This is a genomic window from Rhizobium favelukesii (assembly GCF_000577275.2).
GTDB lineage: Bacteria > Pseudomonadota > Alphaproteobacteria > Rhizobiales > Rhizobiaceae > Rhizobium > Rhizobium favelukesii.
The window spans coordinates 812,680-834,737 of sequence record NZ_HG916852.1 but is presented as its reverse complement, the minus strand read 5'-3'; the positions used below and the strand labels follow the sequence as shown (position 1 = coordinate 834,737).

Sequence of the window (22,058 nt, the reverse complement as noted above, 5' to 3'; positions counted from 1 at the left end):
ACTTGCACCCGCAAGAGTACGCCCATACTAAGCGCACACGAAAAAAGGCAGCCAAAAGGCTGCCTGAGAGTTCGGGTGCTGTTCAACAAGGGCTTAGTCAATCTAACATCATGTTTTGGGAGCCACAGGCTCCGGCTGCCTCGTTCATATGCAGCCCCAAGTTAGATTTACTTCTGACCAACGTTTATTAACGAAAGGTTGCCGCAGCCTTCAATCTCTCAAAGGTGAAAGCTTGTAATCAGCCGGTGCGGTCCGTCGGTCACACGCGCAATTCCGCAAGCCCCGCAAAGAGTTCCAGCGCCTCCGGATTGGCGAGGGCCTCCTTGTTCTTTACCGCCCGGCCGTGGACGACCTCGCGAACCGCAAGCTCGACGATCTTTCCGGACTTGGTGCGGGGAATATCGCTGACGGCGATGATCTTTGCGGGAACGTGACGTGGCGAGGCGCCGGTGCGAACACGGTTCTTGATCGCCTTCACCAACTCGTCGGTAAGGGCTGCGCCGGGCGCCAGACGCACGAAGAGGACCACGCGGACATCGTCATCCCATTCCTGGCCGATGCAGAGCGCCTCCGCGACCTCGCCCATCTGTTCGACCTGGTTGTAGATCTCCGCGGTTCCAATGCGAACGCCGCCAGGATTGAGCGTAGCGTCGGACCGTCCATGGATGACGATGCCACCGTGCTCGGTCCATTCGGCGAAGTCGCCGTGGCACCACACGTTGTCGAAACGCTCGAAGTAAGCCGCCTTGTACTTCGCGCCGTCGGGATCGTTCCAGAACATCACAGGCATCGACGGAAAGGCCTTTGTACAGACGAGCTCGCCTTTCTCCTGGCACACCGGCTGGCCCTCGTCGTCCCACACATCCATTGCCAGGCCGAGGCCTGCCCCTTGGATTTCGCCACGCCATACCGGCTGCAAGGGATTGCCGAGAACGAAGCAGGAGACGATATCGGTGCCACCCGAAATGGAGGCGAGCTGCACGTCTTGCTTGATGCCTTCGTAGACAAAGGTGAAGCCCTCAGGCGAGAGTGGCGACCCTGTGGACGTCATCAGCCGAAGACTGGAGAGGTCGTGGCTGGTGCGCGGTGTCAGCCCGCTCTTGCGAACCGCGTCGATATATTTCGCCGACGTGCCGAAGACGGCAAACTTCTCGGCTGCCGCAAAATCGAAGAGGACGTTACCGTCTGGCGCGAAAGGTGAACCGTCGAACAGGCAAAGCGTGGCGCCGGCCGCCAAACCGCTCACCAGCCAGTTCCACATCATCCAGCCACATGTGGTGAAATAGAAAAGCTTCTCCCCAGGCTGAATTCCGCAATGCAGCCGGTGTTCCTTGAGATGCTGCAACAATGTGCCGCCGGCGGAATGAACGATACACTTCGGAACGCCGGTCGTTCCCGACGAGAAGAGAATATAAAGAGGGTGCGAGAATGGCAGGCGTACAAACTCGATAGAACGCGGTTCGAACGGCGCGATGAAGTCTTCCAGTGTCTTCGCGCCGGGCGTCTCGTTGACGACGGCAGAGGCATCGCCGGCATAGCGAATGACGAGGCATGGGGCGCCAAGTTGCTTTGTCACAGTCGCCACCTTGGCCTTCACGTCCTGCAGCTTGCCGCCATACCAATAAGCGTCGCAGGTGATGAAAAGCTTCGGCTCGATCTGACCAAAACGATCAAGTACACCCTGCTCCCCGAAGTCTGGCGAACAGGACGACCAGATTGCGCCGATCGAAGCGGCCGCCAGCATGCAGGCCACCGTTTCCGGCATGTTCGGCATCATCGCCGCAATCCGATCTCCGGAACCTATACCCATTGCCTTGAATGCTTGCTGCAGCCTTGAAACCAGACTACGGAGCCTGTCCCAGCTCCAGCGATCGGCAACCTTGTCCTCCCCCCGAAAGATCAGTGCATCACCTACACCTTCTCCGGAAAGCAGGTTCTCGGCAAAATTCAGGGTGGCGTCGGGGAAGAAGCGTGCATCGAGCATGGCATCGCCGTTGAGGAGCGCAGACGTTCCTCGCTCGCCCTTGACGCCGCAGAATTCCCAGACTGATGTCCAGAACCGCTGCCTGTCAGCGACCGAAAAGGCGTGCAAATCGTCATAGCCTGCCAGTGAGAGCCCAAAGTCGCGATTGCACTTCTGCATGAAGGCATACATCGGACTTGCCTCGATCGATGCTCGCGAGGGCACCCAAAGTGGCTTATCGTCGTGCATCCGACACTCCTCCTGTTCGTTCGCCTATATACCATGCAATATCAGCTTATAAAGGGAGTGACGAGCATAGCCAGCGGCGTGCATTTGCAAGCGGGCGGCATTTGATATATCCGGCCTTTCAGAGCATTAAGCGCAGTGGCCGAAGAGACTGGCGGATTGTATGGGAACGTCACGACAACCGCGATGGCGGAGAAAAATCAGGCCTGTGATCCGCTGGCTGCCGAGCTTTGCGAGGTTGGCCACGATCACGCTGCTTGTCGTGCTGTCGATCTTCGTGGCACTTCGTGTCGCCGCCCCCTATCTGATTTCCACCGGCCTCGTTCGCTCTGGCATTGAGGATGCGCTCTCCAATTGGGCCGGCTATCGTGCGGAGATCGCCGGCAAGCCGGTGATCGAATTCTGGCCGACGCCTCGCATCACCCTCAGCAAGATTTCGGTTCATCAGCAAGGCAACGGCAACAAGCTCCTGGGAACGATCGAAAGCCTATCCGCCGAGTTCAGCCTGATTGATGCGATCAGGGGGCGTGCGAGCTTCCACGAGTTCCACCTTCTCCGCCCCAACTTGCAGCTTACCCGCGAAAGCAGCGGCGTGATCGACTGGACCAATGAGGGGCTTCTGGCGCGGGCGATTGCAGGCGCACGCGAAGAAGGTGGGAGAGAGGTCCTCGACAAAAAACTGGATGCCAGCGTCGGCGCCATTACCGTTGAGGACGGGACGGTCAATGTCGCCGATGTCGCAAGCGGCCGGACCTACCGTTTCGACGGCGTGACCGCCGACGTCAGCTGGCGCAAACTATCGAGTCCAATCACTGCCGTGCTGATCGCGCGGACGAGCGGACAGGACCTCAAACTCGATTTCTCATCCCCCAGTCCGCTGCTCATCTTCGGCGGCAGCAAGGCCGAAATGAGCGCATCGCTGACCTCGAGCCTGCTCACGGCACGGTTCCAGGGATTGGCGAACATTTCGCACTTCTTCGACCTTGCCGGCAACATGTCCCTCAGCATCGGCGATCTTCCTGCTCTTCTAACATGGGCCGACCGTTCACTGCCCGGTCTCGCGACTCTAAAGACCTTCGCGATCGAGACCGATGTCGCTTCGGTTCCGAACGGATTTCGCTTCGACAATGTCACCATGAGCATGAACGGATCGAATGCGAGGGGTGTGATGGACGTGGCCTTTCCGCCAGGCAAACGCGCCAAGCTTGGCGGCACGCTGGCTTTCGACCAGATGAACTTCAGATCGCTCTTCGATGCGTTCATACTTCGCCTGGCGGCCGGGGAAGCAAATGGGCCAGCGGATGGCGGTGCGCTGCAGAAGCTGGATCTCGACCTCCGGCTTTCCGCGAAACAAGCGCTGATCGAGCCTTTCACGCTTTCGGATGTCGGCGCGAGCATCATCGTTTCCAGCAACGAGGCGAAGTTCGACATCGGCGACAGCCAGTTTGAAGGTGGCGCGCTGTCCGCTCATCTGGAGGCGATGCGCGGGGATTTCGACGGCGGCGGCAAGCTGCAACTGTCGATCCGCGGCGCCGACTTTGCCGGCTTGATCGAGCGGCTTCAGCTAAAGGGACCGCTGCCCCTTGCCACCGGCTCTCTCGACATGTCGCTCAAGACAACAATGCCGCTCTGGAAGGCCGGCGCGGGCGACGTGACCGGCAGGGTCGCCTTCCGCGCGCGCTCGGGCTCGCTTCCGGGCTTCGATGCGGAGGCCGTACGCGAAGAGGCCGCACGGGCCGACTTCTTCCCTTTGAACGCGGTATCCCACCGAGCCTTCGCCTTCGACAATTTCGACATCGCCGCCGATCTCGCGGATGGCGCGGCGACAATCCACGGCGGACGGATCGAGGGACCGCAGCAGACGTTAATCCTTTCCGGCGTCATCCCGTACCAATCGAATGGATTGGCATTGTCGGGAACGATCGAAGCGACGGACCCGACGGCGTCAACGAGCTTCCCGCCTCTGCCGTTCTTCGTTGGCGGCGCCTGGCCGGAGCCAGTCATCTCGCCGGCTCCCGTCACGCAGCAGGGATCGACCAAGTAATCACGGCGCGTTTGCCGCTGCACGCTCATCGCGCTCGCGCTGCAGTTCGCGGCGTTTCGTGATCAAAGAGGCGCAGATGACGCCGATCGCCACGATCCCGATCAGAATGGTGCAGACCGCGTTGATTTCGGGCGTTACCCCGAGGCGGACCTGGCTGTAGATCTTCATCGGCAGCGTCGTCGCCCCGGGACCGGAGGTGAAGCTCGCGATGACGAGGTCATCCAGCGACAATGTGAAGGCGAGAATCCAACCGGAGAACACCGCAGGCGCAATGATCGGCAGCGTCACTTCGAAGAAGGTCCTCACCGGCGGTGCGCCGAGATCCTGTGCCGCTTCCTCGATCGAACTGTCGAAGCTCAGCAGTCGCGACTGCACGACGACGGCAACGAAGCACATGGTCAGCGTCGTATGCGCCAGTGTGATCGTCCAGAAGCCGCGGTCGAGGCCGATCGCCACGAACAGCAGCAGAAGCGACAGGCCGGTGATCACTTCAGGCATGACCAGCGGCGCGTAGACCATGCCGGAAAACAACATCCGCCCGCGGAAGCGCGTGTAGCGCACCAGCGTGATTGCAGCGAGCGTTCCAAGGATCGTCGCCGCGGTGGCCGAGAGTATGCCGACGCGAACAGTTACCCAGGCGGCATCGAGCAAAGCCTGATTGTGCAGGAGCGAGGCGTACCATTTGGTCGAAAAGCCGCCCCAGACAGTCACGAGCTTCGACTCGTTGAAGGAAAACACGACCAGAAGAACGATCGGCAGATAGAGAAACGCAAAGCCGAGCACGACGGAGGCGACGTTGAAGCGGGTCCATCTCAACATGTCTATCTCCCTTGCTCGTCGGCTTTGGCCTGCGCGTTCTGGAAGAACACGATCGGGATCACCAGGATCAGCAGCAGGATCGTCGCCACCGCCGAGGACACCGGCCAATCGCGGTTGGCGTTGAACTCGTTCCACAGCGTCTTGCCGATCATCAGCGTCTGCGATCCGCCAAGCAGGTCGGGGATAACGAATTCGCCGACCGCCGGGATAAACACCAGCATGCAGCCGGCCACGACGCCGGGCAGCGACAGCGGGAAGGTCACGCGCCAGAACGCGGTGATCGGCGTGCAGCCGAGATCCTGCGCGGCTTCGATCAGGGTACCGTCCATCTTCTCCAGCGACGAATAGAGCGGCAGGACCATGAACGGCAGATAGGAATAGACGATGCCTATATAGACCGCGACATTCGTGTTCAGGATGATCAACGGGCTGTCGATGACATGCAGCGACAGCAGCAGCTGATTGAACAACCCCTCCGGCTTCAGGATTGCGATCCAGGCGTAGACACGGATCAGGAAACTCGTCCAGAACGGTAGGATGACGAGCATCAGCAGTGTCGGGCGGATGGTGCGTGGAGCCTTTGCCATGCCATAGGCGATCGGATAGGCAATCAGCAGCGTAAGAAAGGTCGATATCCCGGCGATCACCAGACTCGATATGTAGGCGTTCATATAGAGCGGATCATCGATTAGATAGCTGTAGTTCTCGAAGGAGAAGCTGCTCACCTTCTCCCAGAATCCGGCCCAGCCGTCGCCGAGGAAAAAAACCGGCTCGTAGGGCGGCATGGCGATTGCCGTGGTCGACAGCGAGATACGGAAGACGATGAAGAACGGCGCCAGGAAGAACAGCAGCAGCCAGACATATGGAATGATTATGACCAGGCGATTGTAGAAGGCGGAACCGAGCTTGCCCATTTTCAATCCTTGAGGAGGACGCCGGCATCCTCTGCGAAAGTGATCCAGACTTCCTGGTCGTAGGTGAACGGGTCGTCGACGGCGCGCTGGGCATTCAGGAGCGAGGCTTTCACCACCTTGCCGTTCTTCAGCTTCACGTGGAAGACCGTCATATCGCCGAGATAGGCGATGTCCCATAGCTCCCCAGACGCCGCGTTCACCTTTGGATTGGCTGGCGGCTTGCGTGAGACTTTCAGCTTTTCCGGGCGGATCGCAAAACCGACCGACGAGCCCATGGCCGGCTTTTCGGGGGTGATGACGCTGATCGAGAAATCCTCGTCGACGGCGATCTCGACGGTGCTGTCGTTCGCGCTGGCGACCTTGCCGTCGAAGATGTTGACGTCGCCGATGAAGTCCGCGACGAAGCGGGAATTCGGCGCCTCGTAAATCTCGGCCGGCGTCGCGACCTGGATCACCTTTCCGTGGCTCATGACCGCAATGCGATCGGCCATGGTCATCGCCTCTTCCTGGTCGTGTGTCACAACGACAAAGGTCATGCCGAGGTTTTGCTGCAGATCCATGAGCTCGAATTGCGTTTCTTCGCGCAGCTTCTTGTCGAGCGCGCCGAGCGGTTCGTCGAGCAGCAGCACCTTCGGCCGCTTGGCGAGCGAACGCGCCAGGGCCACACGTTGGCGCTGGCCGCCGGATAGCTGGTTCGGCTTGCGCGCAGCGAATTTCTCCAGCTTCACCATCTTGAGCATCTGCAGGACGCGCTCGGCGATCTCCTCCTTCGGCATGCCATCCTGGCGCAGACCGAAGGCGATATTCTTCTCCACCGTCATGTGCGGAAAAAGCGCATAGGATTGGAACATCATGTTGACGGGTCGCTTGTACGGCGGCGTTCCGGCGAGGTCGGTGCCGTCGAGGACGATTTCGCCCGAGGTTAGCTGTTCGAAGCCTGCAAGCATGCGCAGCAGTGTCGATTTTCCGCATCCCGAGGCCCCCAGCAGGGCAAAGAATTCGCGATGATAGATGTTCAGCGACAGGTCGTTGACCGCCGTGAAATCGCCGAACCGCTTCGTGACGTTGTTGAACGATATGAAGGGCTTCGACACAGGGTCTGCCCACGGTGCGAAGGAGCGGCGGATATTGCCGAGTGACTTCATATTGTGCCCCGAAGTATTATTTTGGAAGCCGACGGTCCCCTGCGATCGGCGCAAGAAAAGGCCCGGACGTTGCCGACCGGGCCTGATTTTAATTACTGGCCGGTGACGACTTTCGTCCAGATCCGGGTCGCGGTGCGTTGCGTTTTCGGATCCCATGGAGTGACGCTATAGAGCTTCTTCATCACGTCCTCGCTCGGATAGACCGACGGGTCTTCGAAGACTGCCTTGTCGATGAACTGCTGCGACGTTTTGTTGCCGTTGGCATAGTAGACGTAGTTGCTGGCCTTAGCGATGACTTCCGGCTTCATCATGTAGTTGAGGAATTCATGCGCCTCAGCAACATGCTTGGCATCAGCAGGGATCGCCATCATGTCGAACCACATCTGCGCGCCCTGTGACGGAATGGAATAGCCGATCTCCACGCCGTTCTTGGCTTCGGTCGCACGGTTGGCAGCCTGGAAGATGTCGCCGGAGTAACCGAACGCGATGCAGATGTCGCCGTTAGCCAAGGCGTTGATATATTCCGAGGAATGGAACTTGCGAACGAAGGGCCGTACCTTTTCCAGCAGTTCGCCGGCCTTTTGCAGATCGGCCGGCTTGCTCGAATTGGGGTCAAGTCCGATATAGGTCAAGGCCGACGGCATGACGTCCTTCGGTGCATCGAGGACATAGATGCCGCAATCCTTGAACTTTTCCGCAACCTTCGGATCGAAGATTGCTTCAAGGCCCGGTTCCTTTGCGTCTGGTCCGAGGATTTCGGCGAGCTTCTTCTTGTTGTAGCCTATCCCGTTGGTGCCCCACATGTAGTCGACCGCGTATTCGTTACCGGGGTCGTACATGGCGGTGCGCTGCTGGATCATGTCCCACATATTGGAGAGGTTCGGCAGCTTGGATTTGTCGAGTTTCTGGAAGACGCCGGCCTGGATCTGGCGCTGCAGGAAGTCGCCGCTCGGCACGACCACATCGTAGCCGGTGCCGCCGGCAAGCAGCTTGGTTTCAACCGTCTCGTTGGAATCGAAGGTGTCGTAGATGACCTTGATGCCGGTTTCCTTGGTGAAGTCCTCGAGGATTGAGCTGTCGATGTAATCCGACCAGTTGTAGACGTTGACGACACGCTCCTGCGCAAGGGACGGCGCAGCGGCGAACGCGAATACAAAGGCGCTTGCTGCAAGTCTTGCGATTGTTGCCCTCATGATATCTCCTGTGTTGTTCTTGTTCGGCGCCGCTTCTGCGGACGCCCTGCCCTCTGGTTTTGCAGGCAGACTAGAAAGGTTTTCGGGAGCCGACAAGCGCAAAAACCAGCAGTCTCAATCATTTCACAGTCATTGAAAATCGAAGCTGCTGAGGCCCGCAACCATCTCATCGAGGCCCAACGGCCGTGTGACGGGCGGCTCGGCGCGCGCAAGGCAACCGCGCCGTTCGCAAAGGCGGCAAGCAGGTCCGATCGCGACCGGCCGCTGAGCCGTTGCAACCTGGCCGTAGACCGATGCTTCGCCGGCAGCAGCTTCGCAGCCGATCAGCAGAGCGGTGCGCCTGACGCGCTCGCAAAACGCCACGTTCGGCCCCTCGAGCGTCCGGGAGACTGTGAGATAGCTGGCGCCATCTGGCATTTCGACCGTTTCGGCAAGAATCTGGCCCGGCTGCAGGAAGGCGGCATGAATGTTCAGCTTAGGACAGCCGCCGCCGAAACGCGAATGCGGGAACCCTTGAGCTCCGGCACGCCGCAGCCGGTGACCGGCGGCATCGATTTCAATCATGAAGAACGGAATGCCAGATGCGCCGGGTCTCTGCAGCATGACCAGCCGGGTTGCCGCCTGCGCATAGGAAACGCCGAAGCGGGAGCGAAGGGTATCGACATCATATCGGCTGCCCTGGGCTGCAGCGAGAAAGGGCGCGTATGGCATGGCAAGCGCCAACGCGCCATGACGACAGAGTTCGAAGCGCGCTATCCGCTTTGCCTCCGGCGTCGACAGCGCCAGCCCATCCAGTTCCGCGAGGATCGCATCGCGCAAGGCGAGCGTTGCAACCTCGATGGCGATCTCATGCGCCTGATCGGCCGGCGACAGGCGTTCGGAAACGAAGAGCCGCATCGAGTGCCGATCGAAGCGGCGCCGCAGACCCGGCATCACGTGCACCGGAAGGACGCGCACGCTGATGCCGCGCTCCGCCTGCAGCCACTCCTTGAACGCGGTCGGGAGATCGCGCGTCTCGGCAAAGCGTGCCGAGAAGGCCTCGGCCGCATCTTCAAGCTCGGGGAAATACGCCGAGCGCCGCTCCAGGACATCGCGGACCTCGTCGGCCGGAAGCCGCGCACCGGCGAGTGGCATCTGTCCCGCACCTGCCGTCAGCGACGTCAGATCCGACAAGCGGGCCGCCTGCTCGCGATAGGCGCGGTAAAGTTTGACGATGCCGCTTGCCGCGTTGGGCGCCGCTTCTGCGACCTCCACGAGTTCCTGATTGCCGGGAAGTTCGCCGGCCAGGAGTGGATCCGCAAAAATCTCCCTTAGCTGATTGAGGCTGCCGCCGCTCTCGTCCCTCAGCTCCTCCAGATCAACCTTGTAGACCGACGACAGCTTCAGGAGCAGTTGCACCGTCAGCGGCCGCTGATTGCGCTCGATAAGATTGAGATAGGAAGGAGAGATGCCAAGCTCCTCGGCCATCGCAGATTGCGTCAAGCCGAGGCCGTTGCGAATGCGCCGGACCTTCGGTCCCGCAAAAATCTTGCGCTCCGCCATGTGACAACCCTTTACAAAACTCTGCGAACGGGAATTTACAATAATTTACAAATTTACAGAATAGCTTTGTCAACGGTTTGCATCGTAACTCGTTTCTGATCGACTTTCCATAGATATCTCTGGTTTTTTTCCGCGTTTTGTAAATTCTGTCAATCATCCACTGACCAAACAATCTGCAAGGAGCACGACATGACAGAATTTGACAAGCTGCACCGAGACGTTCCAACAGGGCGCTTCAACGGGATCGAGCGGCCTTACTCGGTCGACGACGTCCGGCGGCTGCGTGGCTCCGTGGAACTGCGTTACACGCTTGCGGAAATGGCCGCCAAGCGGCTGTGGCAGCTTCTACATCAGGATGATTTCGTCAACGCGCTCGGCGCGCTCTCGGGCAATCAGGCGATGCAGATGGTCCGTGCCGGATTGAAGGCAATCTACCTCTCGGGCTGGCAGGTCGCCGCGGATAGCAATACCGCCTCGGCCATGTATCCGGATCAATCACTCTACCCGGCAAACGCCGGCCCGGAACTCGCCAAGCGAATCAACCGGACCCTGCAGCGCGCCGATCAGATCGAGACGTCCGAGCAGAACGGCCTGTCGGTCGAGACCTGGTTTGCGCCGATCGTCGCTGATGCGGAGGCAGGCTTTGGCGGCCCGTTGAACGCCTTCGAGATCATGAAGGCCTATATCGAAGCGGGTGTGGCTGGGGTTCACTTCGAGGATCAGCTGGCGTCGGAGAAGAAGTGCGGCCACCTCGGCGGCAAGGTCCTGATCCCGACCGCGGCACATATCCGCAATCTCGATGCGGCTCGTCTCGCCGCAGATGTGATGGGGGTCCCAACGCTCGTCATCGCCCGCACGGACGCCGAGGCCGCCAAGCTGCTGACATCTGATATCGACGAACGCGACCAACCCTTTGTCGATTATGATGCCGGCCGCACGGTCGAAGGCTTCTATCAGGTTCGCAACGGGCTCGAACCCTGCATCGCTCGCGCCGTCGCCTACGGGCCGCACTGCGACCTCATCTGGTGCGAAACCTCGAAGCCAGATCTGGAGCAGGCCCGCCGCTTTGCCGAAGGCGTGCACAAGGTGTATCCCGGCAAGCTGCTCGCGTACAATTGCTCGCCGTCGTTCAACTGGAAGAAGAACCTGGACGACGCGACGATCGCCAAGTTCCAGCGCGAACTCGGTGCGATGGGCTACAAGTTCCAGTTCATCACGCTTGCCGGATTCCACCAGTTGAACTTCGGCATGTACGAGCTCGCTCGAGGCTACAAGGAGCGACAGATGGCGGCCTATTCCGAACTGCAGGAGGCCGAGTTCGCGGCCGAGATCAACGGCTACACTGCGACCAAGCATCAGCGCGAGGTCGGCACCGGTTACTTCGATGCCGTTTCGATGGCCATCACCGGCGGACGTTCGTCGACCACGGCGATGAAGGAATCCACCGAACACGCACAGTTCAAACCAGCAGCAGAATGATTGCACCAAGGAGGAGAATGCCATGCCTACGCTTGCACGCGTCAAGGAACGCGCTGAAGAACAGTCCACCTGCATGACGCCGGACCAGCAGACGACGATCCGCATGCTGGCCAACGACCTGCACCGGCTGAACCAGTCGGTCATGAAGGCGGTCGATGCCGGCGTATCGGTCGAGCTTGTCCGCTCGGCAAGACACCATGGCGGCGATGGGAACTGGGGAGACCTTTTGATCCCCGTCATCGTCGCCGGGCGCAACTGAGCGAGATCGGGCGGCGCTCTCAGCTTCGGCTGGAGCGCTTGCCCGCGAAGAGATCGACAAAGCTCTTCAGCAATTTCGTCATGCGATCGGCAACGGTCCGGATTTCCGGCCGGTGCCGATCTTCGTTGTTCATGACGATCCACTGCCGGTGGCGCAATTCCGGCAGCTCGCCGCCGAGGCGCTGCAGGTCGGGATCGAGGTCGCCGACGAAGCACGGTAACACCGCCTTGCCGGCAGATGCCCTCACCAGCTCCGGCAGCGAGCGCGGCCGGTTCACGGTCGCAACGATCGAGCCGGCCGCGTTGCGATGCGGCCAGCGGAGATAGTTCGAAATCGCATCTTCTTCGGTGACCGCCACCCATCGATCCTCGGTCGAGTCGACATTGCGTCTGGTATAGACCGCATAGGCCACCTCGCCGAGCAGGCGGGCGGCAAGATTACCTTCTTCCGGTTCGAAGGCGCGGATACCGATGTCGCTTTCCCGGTAATTGAGATTGGCGCGCGCTTCGCCGATGGTCAAGGAGACGGCGAAGGCATCGCCGGGCTTGCGGATCGCAGCGAAATTCTCTGTCAGAAGCCACGCGACCCAAGTGCCGGCGGCGATCCTCACCGTTGCGCCGACACTTCCGGCCTGCCGCCAGCCGTCGACCTTGCGCGCCGCCGCCTCCATATCCTGCAGATAATCCAGAAGCACCTGGCCGTCGACCGTGAGGCTGTAGCCCGTCTGACTGCGGACAAAGAGAGGCTTGCCGATCTCATGCTCCAGATCGAGCATGCGACGGCCGATCGTAGCAGGGCTCAGCCCGCTCGATGCGCTGGCACCGGTCAGCCCACCAAACCGGGAGACCTGAAGAAAAAGCTGAAAAGAGTCCCACTGAGTGTTTTTCATTGGCGAAAAACATAGTGGGATAATTCGCGTTTATAAAGCATATTTTGAGGAATAACTAAGCGATGCCCGAAAGAGAAGGACATCGCCATGATTACTCTAATCGCCATTGCACAGATTGCGGATCTGCTGAACCACCGCCGCGACAAGTATACGCCAAGAGCCGAAAAGGAATTCTATGAGAACGTCGGCAGCTCCCGCTTGGTCCGCTTTGCGACCCTCCTCACGGCTCCCCGGCTAAGCGCCAAAACGCTTCGCTCGCGAACAGCGAAGCCTTGCCCATCCGCGCGCAGCGATCAGGCCGCGTGTCTCGCCCGGTCATAATCGGGAGTGGCTTCGAAGCGGAACTGCTGAACCAGCGCCATCAACGCATCGGCTTCGGTGGCGAGCTGGCGGCTCGCCTCGGTCGTTTCCTCGACCATCGCGGCGTTCTGCTGCGTCATCTGGTCCATCGCATTGACGGCCCCATTGACCTCCTGCAGAGCGGCCGATTGGTCCTGGCTTGCCGTCGCGATCGTTTCGACGTGACTGCTGATCGCGATAATCTCCTGGCTGATCGCGGCGAGCACCGAGCCGGTCTTCTGCACGAGGCTGGACCCGGTCACGACCTCCCGCGTCGACTTCTCGATCAAGCTCTTGATTTCGCGCGCGGCGTCTGCGGAGCGCTGCGCAAGCTCGCGCACCTCCTGCGCAACGACGGCGAAGCCCTTGCCTGCCTCACCGGCGCGCGCCGCCTCGATACCGGCGTTCAACGCCAGAAGGTTCGTCTGAAACGCGATCTCATCGATGACTTCGATGATTTGTTCGATCTGCCTCGAGGCCTCCTCGATGCGGTCCATCGCCGCGACCGCGTCGCTGACCACGACGCCGGAGCTATCGGCGTTCTTCTTCGTCACGGATACGGCGTCGTTCGCCTCGCGCGCGCGCACCGCAGAGGATTTGACTGTTACGGTGATTTCCTCAACGGCGGCCGCCGTTTCTTCGAGATTGGCAGCCTGTGCTTCCGTGCGCTTTGAAAGCTCATCGGCGGAAGCCAGCATGGCGCCGGAATTGCTCTGAATCGAAGCGGTGTTGTCACGAATGCGCGCTAGCGTTTCCTGCAGGCGAACGAGCGACGCATTGAAATCGACACGAAGCTGCTCCAGACGACCGACGAACGGCGTCTGGATCGTCTGAGAGACGTCGCCCTGCGCCAGACGCCCCAGGCCGGCGGCGAGCTGATTGACGGCGAAGTCGATCTGACCGTCTAGCGCGCGCTTCTCGGCATCGTTGCGGGCACGCTCGTCATCGCTGAACTGCCGCTGTTCGGCAGCCTGCGTTTCCAATGCCTGGTGGGCGCGAGCATTGTCGCGGAAGAGCGCAAGAGCGCGTCCGATCGCGCCGAACTCGTTCTGCTTCTCCACGCAGGGGATCGGCCCGTCGAGATTTCCGGCAGAGATCGTATGGATGGTAGCGGTTAGCGCTTCCAGCGGCCTGACGGACGCCCGGATGGAAAAGTAAGCGATCACGCCGACGAGCAGCAATACCGCCGCGCCAGCGCCGGCCACCAGCATCAGCAGCTGCTGCAGGCTGTTGTAGTAGACCTCCATCGGGATGCCGATGAAGAGGATGCCAACGCTCGAACCGGCCGTATTCTTGACCGGGAAATAACCGGTCATGAATTTGCGACCGAACAGCTCGGCCGGGCCGTAGTAGGCGTGTCCCTTCGCCAATGCCGCCTGCGCCGGATGATCCGCCGCGAGCTTCGTGCCAACGGCACGGTCACCGTTTTCCTTCTTCACGTTCGTCGAAACGCGGACGTAGTCGCTGCCCTGGCGTTCAAATACGGTGGCAACCCCGGCAATCGACTGCGCGGTGCGATCGACCAGAACATGATCGCCAAGCGAGGGAAGCTTCTCTTCCGTTACGCCGGCAAGCGCGTTGTTGCTGACCTCGATCTTCACCGCCGGATCGCTGGCGCCGTAGAGGACGGCCATTGTCCGGCTCGCATCCTTGGCGTCGGACACGGCGCTTGTCATCACATAGGCGCTCAGATTGTAGTAGGTGACGCAGACGATCGCCGCGGTGCTGAAGACGAGTAGTACGAGCGTGATGGCAACGATCTGGCGAACGATGGAAGCCGAGAACAGGCGCAGCATAGATATCCCCCGAGACATGAGCCTCGCAGGCTAATTCGAAAAATTTAAAGAAAATCTTCAAAATGTTGACAATCGTCAAAAATTTGAAATGGCGCCCCACGCCGGCCGCCGCCGCCAAGGCGCGGAACGCGGAAAACAAAAAAGACCCCGAACGATCCGGAGCCTTGCTCGGCGATAACTTTTGATCGTCTTATGCGGCGCGAAAGATCGTGCCTTGCGTGTCGCCGTCGATCTTGAACTGCTGGATCAGTCGCCGGAGCAGATCCGCTTCTGTTGCAAGCTCGCGGCTCGCGGCTGTGGTCTCTTCGACCATCGCGGCATTCTGCTGCGTCATCTGATCCATCTGGTTGACGGTCGCATTGACCTCCTGCAGCGCGCTCGATTGGTCGTGGCTTGCACGCGCGATCGTCTCGACGTGCTGGCTGATCGTGACGATCTGGGCGCTGATCTTTGCGAGCACCGTGCCGGTTTCCTGTACGAACTGCGAGCCGGAGCTGACCTCTGTCGTCGACTTGTTGATGAGGCCCTTGATCTCCTGTGCGGCGGCGGCGGAGCGCTGCGCAAGTTCGCGCACCTCCATGGCGACGACAGCAAAGCCCTTGCCGGCTTCACCGGCGCGCGCCGCTTCGATGCCGGCGTTCAATGCCAGCAGATTGGTTTGGAATGCGATCTCGTCGATGACGCCGATGATCTGCTCGATTTGGCGGGATGCATCTTCGATACGGCCCATCGCGTCGATGGCGTTGCTGACGACGACTGCCGAGTCGTCGGCACTGCGCTTGGCTTGTCGAACGATCTGATCGGCGTCCTTGGCACGCTCTGCGGAGGAGCGGACCGTCACCGTGATCTGTTCAACCGCAGCGGCGGTCTCCTCAAGCGACGCAGCCTGCTGCTCGGTACGCTTGGAGAGATCGTCGGCGGACTGAGCCATCTGGTTGCCGTTACCCTGGATCATCTCGACGTTGTCGCGGATCTGGCTCATGGTTGCCTGGAGACGCATCATCGAACCGTTGAAGTCCTGGCGGAGCTGCTCGAGACGCCCGATGAACGGCGAATCGATCGTTGTCGAAATGTCACCCTGCGACATCCGCTCGAGACCGGAGGCAAGCGCGTTGACCGCAAACTCGATCTGGCGATCCATCTCCCGCTTCTCGGCATCGTTGCGATGGCGCTCTTGCTCGGCCGCGGCGCGCTCTTCATCGCTCTGTTCCTCGATGCGAATTTTGGAGATTGCATTCTCCTTGAAGATGCCGAGTGCGCGAGCCATGTCGCCGATTTCATCATGGCGCTGATCGCCCGAGATGTTGGTATCGAGCGCGCCGTCGGCAATGCGGCGCATCGCGGCGGTGATCTGACCGATCGGACGCTGCAGCGTCAGAACCAGGGCGATACCACCGATGATCGAGACCAGAATGCCAAGGCCGGTCGTCAGTACCGAAATGCCGTTCGCCTGCGTGCGCTCGGCGCCCGCGCTCTGCTTCTGCAGTTCGGCAAAGGTCGTCAGCTGACCCCAGACGGCATCGAGCTGCTGGCGGGCGGAAGCGTAATCGGCAACGCGCTGGTTAATCGTGTCGACCAGGCTCTGGGCATCCTTGTCCATCGAGGCAAGAGCTGGAGACATCGCCGCGACGATATCTTCCGCGAAGTTCATACCCTTCGCGCTGGCGAGCAGCGTGTTCAGGTTGGTGCCGAGCGTCGCGATCTCCTGATGCAGGCGGACGCGGTTTTCCTTGCCCGGCTTGGCAGCGAATTCACCCAAGACGAGCTGCAGTGAATAGATTGCGCTCTCCAAACGACGCGTATCCTCGAGAACTGAGTTCGTCTGGGCGATGCGGCTATCAAGCGCGACGAACGTGGTGGTCGCCTCGCGCATCATCTGCGTTGCTGTCAGCTGCGTATAGGTCGACATCTGGCGGAAGCGGGAGACAAGCCGCCCGAGATTGGCGATCGCTTCATCGGTGCCGGCGTCGGCGGCAGTTGCCTGCGCCTTCACGTCGCTGATCGTCTGCGACAACGACTGCGTCATGCTCTTCTGGTTCTGCGGCACAGAAATCTCGATCAGCCGCTGTGCCTTCGTGATCGCAGGAATGGCGGCGGTGACGACCTTCAGCTTGTCGGCCGGCAACTGGGCCTTGTTGAAGTCGCTCATAACGGTAGCAAGGGTATCGCCACCCTTCAGCAGGCGATCGGCGGCGCGCAGCGTTGCCGTGGCGTTGCCTTCGTCCTTGCGGATGTTTTCTTCAAGCTGCTGGGCATCGTAGTTCACGTTGAAGCGGCTTGTGATCATCACCTTCTGCGCGTCGTCGATCGACTTGCGGAGAGCGAGCTCCTGCTCATGCAGGGTCCAGAGCTTGCCCACGGTGTCGGCGATCCCCGAAGTGCCGTCTGTCGCGGCCACAAGGTTGTCGCGGCCGCCATTGTCACCGATCTGCTTGAGCGTGGCGTTCAGCGTGCTTTGCTGTGTCTTGATGTCCCCGTAAAGCTTGTCACGTGCTTCCTGGCTGGTGATCTGCAGGAAGTCGTCCATGGAGCCGTAGAGATCCTTGAACCCGCTCAGCGACTGCAGGACGCTGTTGGAGATTTCCATACGCCCCTGCAGCAAGCCGGAAGCATATAGGCCGGTCAGGCCGACGGCAGAGATGCTCACGACGAAGGGCAATACGAAGATCAGGACCTTGGTCTTGATCTTGAAACGGGAAAGAATCTTATCAATCAACATGGCGGTTCCGGCCTTCCATACACCACTCCCCCCGCCGGCCGCCTGGCGGGGCGTCGACCGAGTGCATCGAGCTGCTTGATTGGAACTATTGGAATCCCGGACACGGAGGTCCGGGCGGCAGTCATTGCCAGCTCGCCTCACGCCAACGCGGAAGCGCCCAAAAATCATCGAGTGAGTTTTGCAGAGGATGTCTTAATTTTCGGATAAGCGAAAAAGACGGACAGCCGCGTTCAAATCGATTTATCCGCGAGATGGCCAGCGTGCAAATGCGCCTCATACTGACCTATGGATCGCGAATGTCAGAACCAACGTGCGAGGAGGAGAGCGACGACGGCGGCCAGTGCACTGGCAGAGATGGCGAAATAGCGTACGGCGACGAGCTTGTTGTCGGGCTTGGCTTGAGCGATTGCAATGGCGCGGGCGCGTCGAGTGTTCTTGTTCATCTGCAGAACCTCACTTCATCTCTGGCATAACAATCCAACAAAACGACTTGTTGGTAAAGCTCTATTTAGTAAGTGCTTTTCCATCCATCATTGAGGCAGGATGGCGCACCCTCCTTAAGAACTCTTGAATCGAGCGGGTTGTTTCGTGCCTACAAAGATTCACCGGCAACGAAGCCGGAAGCCCACGCCCACTGGAAATTATAGCCGCCGAGCCAGCCGGTCACATCGACGCATTCGCCGATGAAATAGAGACCCGGGACGCCCTTCGCCGCCATGGTCCGGGAATCGAGTGCGGCCGTATCGACGCCGCCGAGCGTCACTTCGGCGGTCCGATAACCCTCCGAGCCCGACGGCTTGATCCTCCAGTTCTGCACGGCGTCGACCAGGCGCAGCAAAACCTTGTCGGAAAGATCGGCCATGTGACCCGCGATGCCTTCCCGCTCGGTCAGGTATTGCGCCAGCCGCTTCGGCAGAATCTCGGCCAGTGCGGTCTGCGCGGATTGCCTGCCATTCGCCTTTTTCGCGGCCTTCAGGTGTTCCAACAGATCGACATCAGGCTCGATATCGACGGCAATGTCATCGCCCTCACGCCAATAGGAGGAGATCTGGAGGATCGCCGGGCCGCTGAGACCGCGGTGCGTGAAAAGCAGGGCTTCGCGGAATGCGGTCTTGCCGTGGCGGATTTCGGCAGGCGCCGAAATGCCCGACAGTTCGGAAAGGCTTTCGAGCGTGGCCTGATCCAGTGTGAGCGGTACGAGGCCGGGCCGCGTCTCCACCATGGGCAGGCCGAACTGCTCGGCGACGCGATAGGCAAAGCCGGTCGCTCCCATCTTCGGAATCGACTTGCCGCCGGTTGCCATGACCAGCGAGCGGCATTCGTAAGCGCCCTCCGACGTCGAGATGCGGAAGCCTTCGCCGCTTTTCTCAACGTCGCCGATCTCCGTGCGCAGATGCAGGGCGGCGCCTGCGGCTTGCATCTCGTCGAGCAGCATGCGGATGATGTCCTTGGCGCTGTCGTCGCAGAACAATTGACCAAGCGTCTTCTCGTGCCACGCGATCCGGTGGCGATCGACCATGGCGATGAGATCCGACGGCGTAAACCGCGCCAGGGCCGATTTGCAGAAATGCGGGTTGGCGGAGAGGAAGCTCTTCGGACCGGTGTTTATGTTGGTGAAGTTGCAGCGGCCGCCGCCGGAGATGCGGATCTTTTCGCCCGGCGATTTCGCATGGTCCAGAACAATGACCGTGCGGCCGCGCTGGGCGGCGCCAATGGCGCACATCATGCCGGCGGCGCCTGCGCCGATGACGATCACATCGCTGTTTCGCTGCAAAACCACTTCCCTTGTCGAAAGCCGTCTTCTTTTCGATCAAGAGGCGAAAGTCAACGTGCCCTCCCCCTCGCCAATTGCCAAACTCCAGCTATGATGCCTTCACGATCAACACAAACCGGTGTGTCATGTCCCCAAAAAAGACGACGCTGAAGCCTGCCAGAAACGTACCTGCCTCGAAGAAGACCCCCTCGGACCCCGGACACCTGCGTGGCGTGACAAACTGGAAGGAAGCAGCGCAGTTCTTGCGGGCACGCGGCATCGAAGACATCGAATGCATCACCCCGGACCTTGCCGGCGTACCGCGCGGCAAGATGATGCCGAGCTCCAAATTCACCTCGAACACCTCGCTTGCCCTGCCCTCGGCGATCTACCGTCACACCATCTCCGGCGAGTATCCGGATGAGACGGAAAGCTTCCGCTACGAGCCGCGCGACAGCGACCTGAAGCTGGTTCCGGATCTCTCGACGCTTTCAGTGGTTCCGTGGGAAACCGATCCGACGGCGCAGGTGATCTGCGACATCGTTAGTTCGGATGGTAAAGAGGTTCCCTACACGCCTCGCAACGTTCTTAAGCGCGTACTGAAGCTCTATGGCGACCGCGGCTGGAAGCCGATCGTCGCGCCTGAGATCGAGTTTTATCTCGTTGCCAAGAACGACGACCCGGACTATCCGCTGCATCCGCCGAAGGGCCGCTCCGGCCGCGCGATCCTCGGCGGTCAGGGCTATTCGATCGCCGGCATCAACGAGTTCGACGAACTGATCGACGACATCTACCACTTCTCGGAAAAGCAGGGCCTCGAGATCGATACGCTGATCCACGAGGAAGGACCGGCGCAGATGGAAATCAATCTGCGCCACGGCAACCCTATAGAGCTTGCCGACCAGGTCTTCCTGTTCAAGCGCACGATCCGCGAAGCCGCGATGAAGCACGGCATCTACGCGACCTTCATGGCCAAGCCGATGCAGGGGCAGCCCGGTTCGGCCATGCACATCCACCAATCGGTCGTGAACCAGGAAACCGGCAAGAACATCTTCTCCAACCCCGACGGTTCTGCGTCGCGCGAATTTTTCCACTTCATCGGCGGCCTGCAGAAATACGTGCCGAGTTCCATGGTGATGCTGGCACCTTACGTGAACTCCTATCGCCGGCTGACGCCCGATATGTCCGCGCCCGTCAACAATGCCTGGGGCTACGACAACCGGACGACGGCTTTCCGCGTGCCGGTATCTGATCCGCAGGCAAGGCGTGTCGAAAACCGCCTGCCGAGTTCGGACGCAAATCCTTATCTCGCGCTCGCCGCGTCGCTCGCCTCGGGCCTGCTCGGCATCATGAAGGGCATCGAGCCAACCGCGCCGACGGAAGATACGGCGAACGAAGGCTCGATCGATCTGCCGCGCGGTCTTCTGGAAGCGGTCGCGCTGATGGAAGACGAGGAAGCTTTCGAGGAAGTGTTCGGCAAGGAGTTCCTCGGCATCTATGCCGGCGTGAAGCGCGGAGAGTTCGAGACCTTCATGCAGGTGATCAGTCCCTGGGAGCGCGAATTCCTTCTGCTGAACGTGTAAGGAGGGCTCCGTCGTGACATCGCAAGAGAGATGGCAGAGCCCCATTGCGCCCGGCATTTCGTGGTATCAAACAACGATCGGCGAGCGGCCGACTTACCCCGAAATGGACGGCTCGAAGAGCTGTGACGTCGCCATCATCGGCGGCGGCTATACCGGGCTGCAGGCGGCCTACAACCTCGCCAAGTCTGGCGTCTCGGTGGTTCTCATCGAGGCGTGCCGGTTTGGCGACGGCGCTTCCGGGCGCAATGGCGGCCAGCTCGGCACCGGACAGCGCTGGTGGCCGGAAGAGCTTGAGGAAAAGATCGGCTACGAGCGTTCGCGCGCGCTGTTCGATCTCGCCGAAGCCGCCAAACAACATCTCATGGATTTTGCCACCGACCATCAGATCGACATGGACTACATGCCGGGGCAGATGAACGTGGCGCACAAGGAAAGCTACAAGCCGGACTACTACGAAAATGCCGAGATCGCGGCTATGCGCTATAACTACCCGCATGTGCGCTTCATGGACAAAGCCGAAACCCAGGAACGGCTTGGCTCGACGCGCTACTATTGCGGCGTTCGCGACACCGGCACGGGCCATATCCACCCACTGAAACTGCTGATCGGCCTTGCCCGCGTTGCGGCCAATGCCGGCGCGCACGTTTTCGAGATGACGACGGCGACAGCGATTCGTCAGAGCAGCGGCAAGGTGGTGATCGAGACGCCGAGAGGCACGATCACCGCCGACAGGGCGCTGATCGCCTGCGACGGCTACATCGGCAATCTCGAGCCGGTGACGGCAAGCCACGTGATGCCCATTCGCTCCTTCATCGGCGCCACCGCTCCGCTCGACCGCTATCGGGAGGTGCTGTCGGGTGGCGAAGCCGTGGCCGACTCACGCTTCGTCGTGCGCTACTTCCGCAAGTCCAAGGACGGGCGGCTGCTCTTCGGCGGCCGGGAAGCCTATACGGCCGACAACCCGCGCGACATGACGCAGCACATCCGCCGACAGATTGCGGAGATCTACCCCGCACTGCGGGATATCGAGATCACGCACGCCTGGGGGGGCTCGGTCGGCATCACTATGCCGCGGCAGCCCTTCGTGCGCGAGGTCATGCCTGGAGTGACGTCCATCGGCGGCTATTCCGGGCATGGCGTGATGCTGTCCAATTATTGCGGAAAGCTCTATGCTGAAGCGCTGCTTGGACGATCGGCGGATTTAGAGCTCTTCAAGTCGCTGGATATTCCGGCATTTCCGGGAGGTGCGGCCATGCGTGCTCCGCTGCTTTTCCTGGCGCTCTCGTGGTTTGCGCTGCGCGACAAGTTTTAGTCAGATTGCGGATTTCATCGCGCGGCAATTCGAACTAAAACCTCTTTCCGAGAGATTCATTGC

General features: G+C 60.4%; 17 protein-coding genes. 6 read left to right on the top strand and 11 right to left on the bottom strand.

The window, feature by feature from the left end; genetic code table 11:
- Positions 1–259: 259 nt before the first annotated feature.
- Positions 260–2,212 (bottom strand): acetoacetate--CoA ligase, encoded by a 1,953-nt coding sequence (locus tag LPU83_RS42505; protein WP_024312966.1) that lies wholly within the window; start codon positions 2,210–2,212, stop codon positions 260–262.
- A 160-nt stretch (positions 2,213–2,372) separates the two neighbouring features.
- Between LPU83_RS42505 and LPU83_RS42500 the strand changes: the two genes are divergently transcribed.
- Positions 2,373–4,253, top strand: coding sequence for an AsmA family protein (locus LPU83_RS42500; RefSeq protein ID WP_024312967.1), 1,881 nt, complete (start codon positions 2,373–2,375; stop codon positions 4,251–4,253).
- On the opposite strand, the gene LPU83_RS42495 is transcribed toward LPU83_RS42500, so the two are convergent.
- From LPU83_RS42495 to LPU83_RS42475, 5 genes are all read right to left on the bottom strand, one after another.
- Positions 4,254–5,072, bottom strand: coding sequence for an ABC transporter permease (locus tag LPU83_RS42495; protein WP_024312968.1), 819 nt, complete (start codon positions 5,070–5,072; stop codon positions 4,254–4,256).
- 2 nt (positions 5,073–5,074) lie between these two features.
- The gene (locus LPU83_RS42490; RefSeq protein ID WP_024312969.1) at positions 5,075–5,986 is read right to left on the bottom strand and encodes an ABC transporter permease subunit; all 912 of its coding nucleotides are present in this window, start codon (positions 5,984–5,986) and stop codon (positions 5,075–5,077) included.
- 2 nt (positions 5,987–5,988) lie between these two features.
- Positions 5,989–7,131: an ABC transporter ATP-binding protein gene (locus LPU83_RS42485; protein WP_024312970.1), complete on the bottom strand. Its 1,143-nt coding sequence runs from the start codon at positions 7,129–7,131 to the stop codon at positions 5,989–5,991.
- 92 nt (positions 7,132–7,223) lie between these two features.
- A complete protein-coding gene (locus LPU83_RS42480; RefSeq protein ID WP_024312971.1) occupies positions 7,224–8,324 on the bottom strand; it encodes a polyamine ABC transporter substrate-binding protein in 1,101 nt (366 codons plus the stop codon).
- Positions 8,325–8,453: 129 nt separating this feature from the next.
- Positions 8,454–9,866 (bottom strand): helix-turn-helix domain-containing protein, encoded by a 1,413-nt coding sequence (locus tag LPU83_RS42475; RefSeq protein WP_024312972.1) that lies wholly within the window; start codon positions 9,864–9,866, stop codon positions 8,454–8,456.
- 189 nt (positions 9,867–10,055) lie between these two features.
- On the opposite strand from LPU83_RS42475, the gene aceA reads away from it, so the two are divergent.
- Positions 10,056–11,345 carry an isocitrate lyase gene (gene aceA, locus LPU83_RS42470; protein WP_024312973.1) on the top strand — a complete coding sequence of 430 codons (1,290 nt, stop codon included), beginning with the start codon at positions 10,056–10,058 and terminating at the stop codon, positions 11,343–11,345.
- A 22-nt stretch (positions 11,346–11,367) separates the two neighbouring features.
- Complete coding sequence (locus tag LPU83_RS42465) at positions 11,368–11,604, top strand: SMc00767 family acetate metabolism repressor (RefSeq protein ID WP_007530190.1); 237 nt, start codon at positions 11,368–11,370, stop codon at positions 11,602–11,604.
- A 19-nt stretch (positions 11,605–11,623) separates the two neighbouring features.
- Here the strand turns inward: LPU83_RS42465 and LPU83_RS42460 are convergent, their stop codons facing one another.
- Positions 11,624–12,493: a LysR family transcriptional regulator gene (locus LPU83_RS42460; RefSeq protein ID WP_024312974.1), complete on the bottom strand. Its 870-nt coding sequence runs from the start codon at positions 12,491–12,493 to the stop codon at positions 11,624–11,626.
- A 293-nt stretch (positions 12,494–12,786) separates the two neighbouring features.
- A complete protein-coding gene (locus LPU83_RS42455; protein ID WP_024312976.1) occupies positions 12,787–14,628 on the bottom strand; it encodes a methyl-accepting chemotaxis protein in 1,842 nt (613 codons plus the stop codon).
- Positions 14,629–14,690: 62 nt separating this feature from the next.
- On the opposite strand from LPU83_RS42455, the gene LPU83_RS75100 reads away from it, so the two are divergent.
- Positions 14,691–14,813: a hypothetical protein gene (locus tag LPU83_RS75100; protein ID WP_258579337.1), complete on the top strand. Its 123-nt coding sequence runs from the start codon at positions 14,691–14,693 to the stop codon at positions 14,811–14,813.
- Positions 14,814–14,818: 5 nt separating this feature from the next.
- Here the strand turns inward: LPU83_RS75100 and LPU83_RS42450 are convergent, their stop codons facing one another.
- From LPU83_RS42450 to LPU83_RS42445, 3 genes are all read right to left on the bottom strand, one after another.
- Positions 14,819–17,347 carry a methyl-accepting chemotaxis protein gene (locus LPU83_RS42450; RefSeq protein WP_024312977.1) on the bottom strand — a complete coding sequence of 843 codons (2,529 nt, stop codon included), beginning with the start codon at positions 17,345–17,347 and terminating at the stop codon, positions 14,819–14,821.
- A 299-nt stretch (positions 17,348–17,646) separates the two neighbouring features.
- Positions 17,647–17,790 carry a hypothetical protein gene (locus tag LPU83_RS72970; protein ID WP_167371538.1) on the bottom strand — a complete coding sequence of 48 codons (144 nt, stop codon included), beginning with the start codon at positions 17,788–17,790 and terminating at the stop codon, positions 17,647–17,649.
- A gap of 149 nt (positions 17,791–17,939) precedes the next feature.
- Entirely contained in the window at positions 17,940–19,121 is a 1,182-nt protein-coding gene (locus tag LPU83_RS42445; protein WP_024312978.1) for a BaiN/RdsA family NAD(P)/FAD-dependent oxidoreductase, read from the bottom strand.
- 125 nt (positions 19,122–19,246) lie between these two features.
- Between LPU83_RS42445 and LPU83_RS42440 the strand changes: the two genes are divergently transcribed.
- Together LPU83_RS42440 and LPU83_RS42435 are read left to right on the top strand one after the other, a co-directional pair.
- Positions 19,247–20,683: a glutamine synthetase family protein gene (locus LPU83_RS42440; protein ID WP_024312979.1), complete on the top strand. Its 1,437-nt coding sequence runs from the start codon at positions 19,247–19,249 to the stop codon at positions 20,681–20,683.
- A gap of 13 nt (positions 20,684–20,696) precedes the next feature.
- Positions 20,697–21,995: an NAD(P)/FAD-dependent oxidoreductase gene (locus tag LPU83_RS42435; protein ID WP_037069082.1), complete on the top strand. Its 1,299-nt coding sequence runs from the start codon at positions 20,697–20,699 to the stop codon at positions 21,993–21,995.
- Positions 21,996–22,058: the final 63 nt, after the last annotated feature.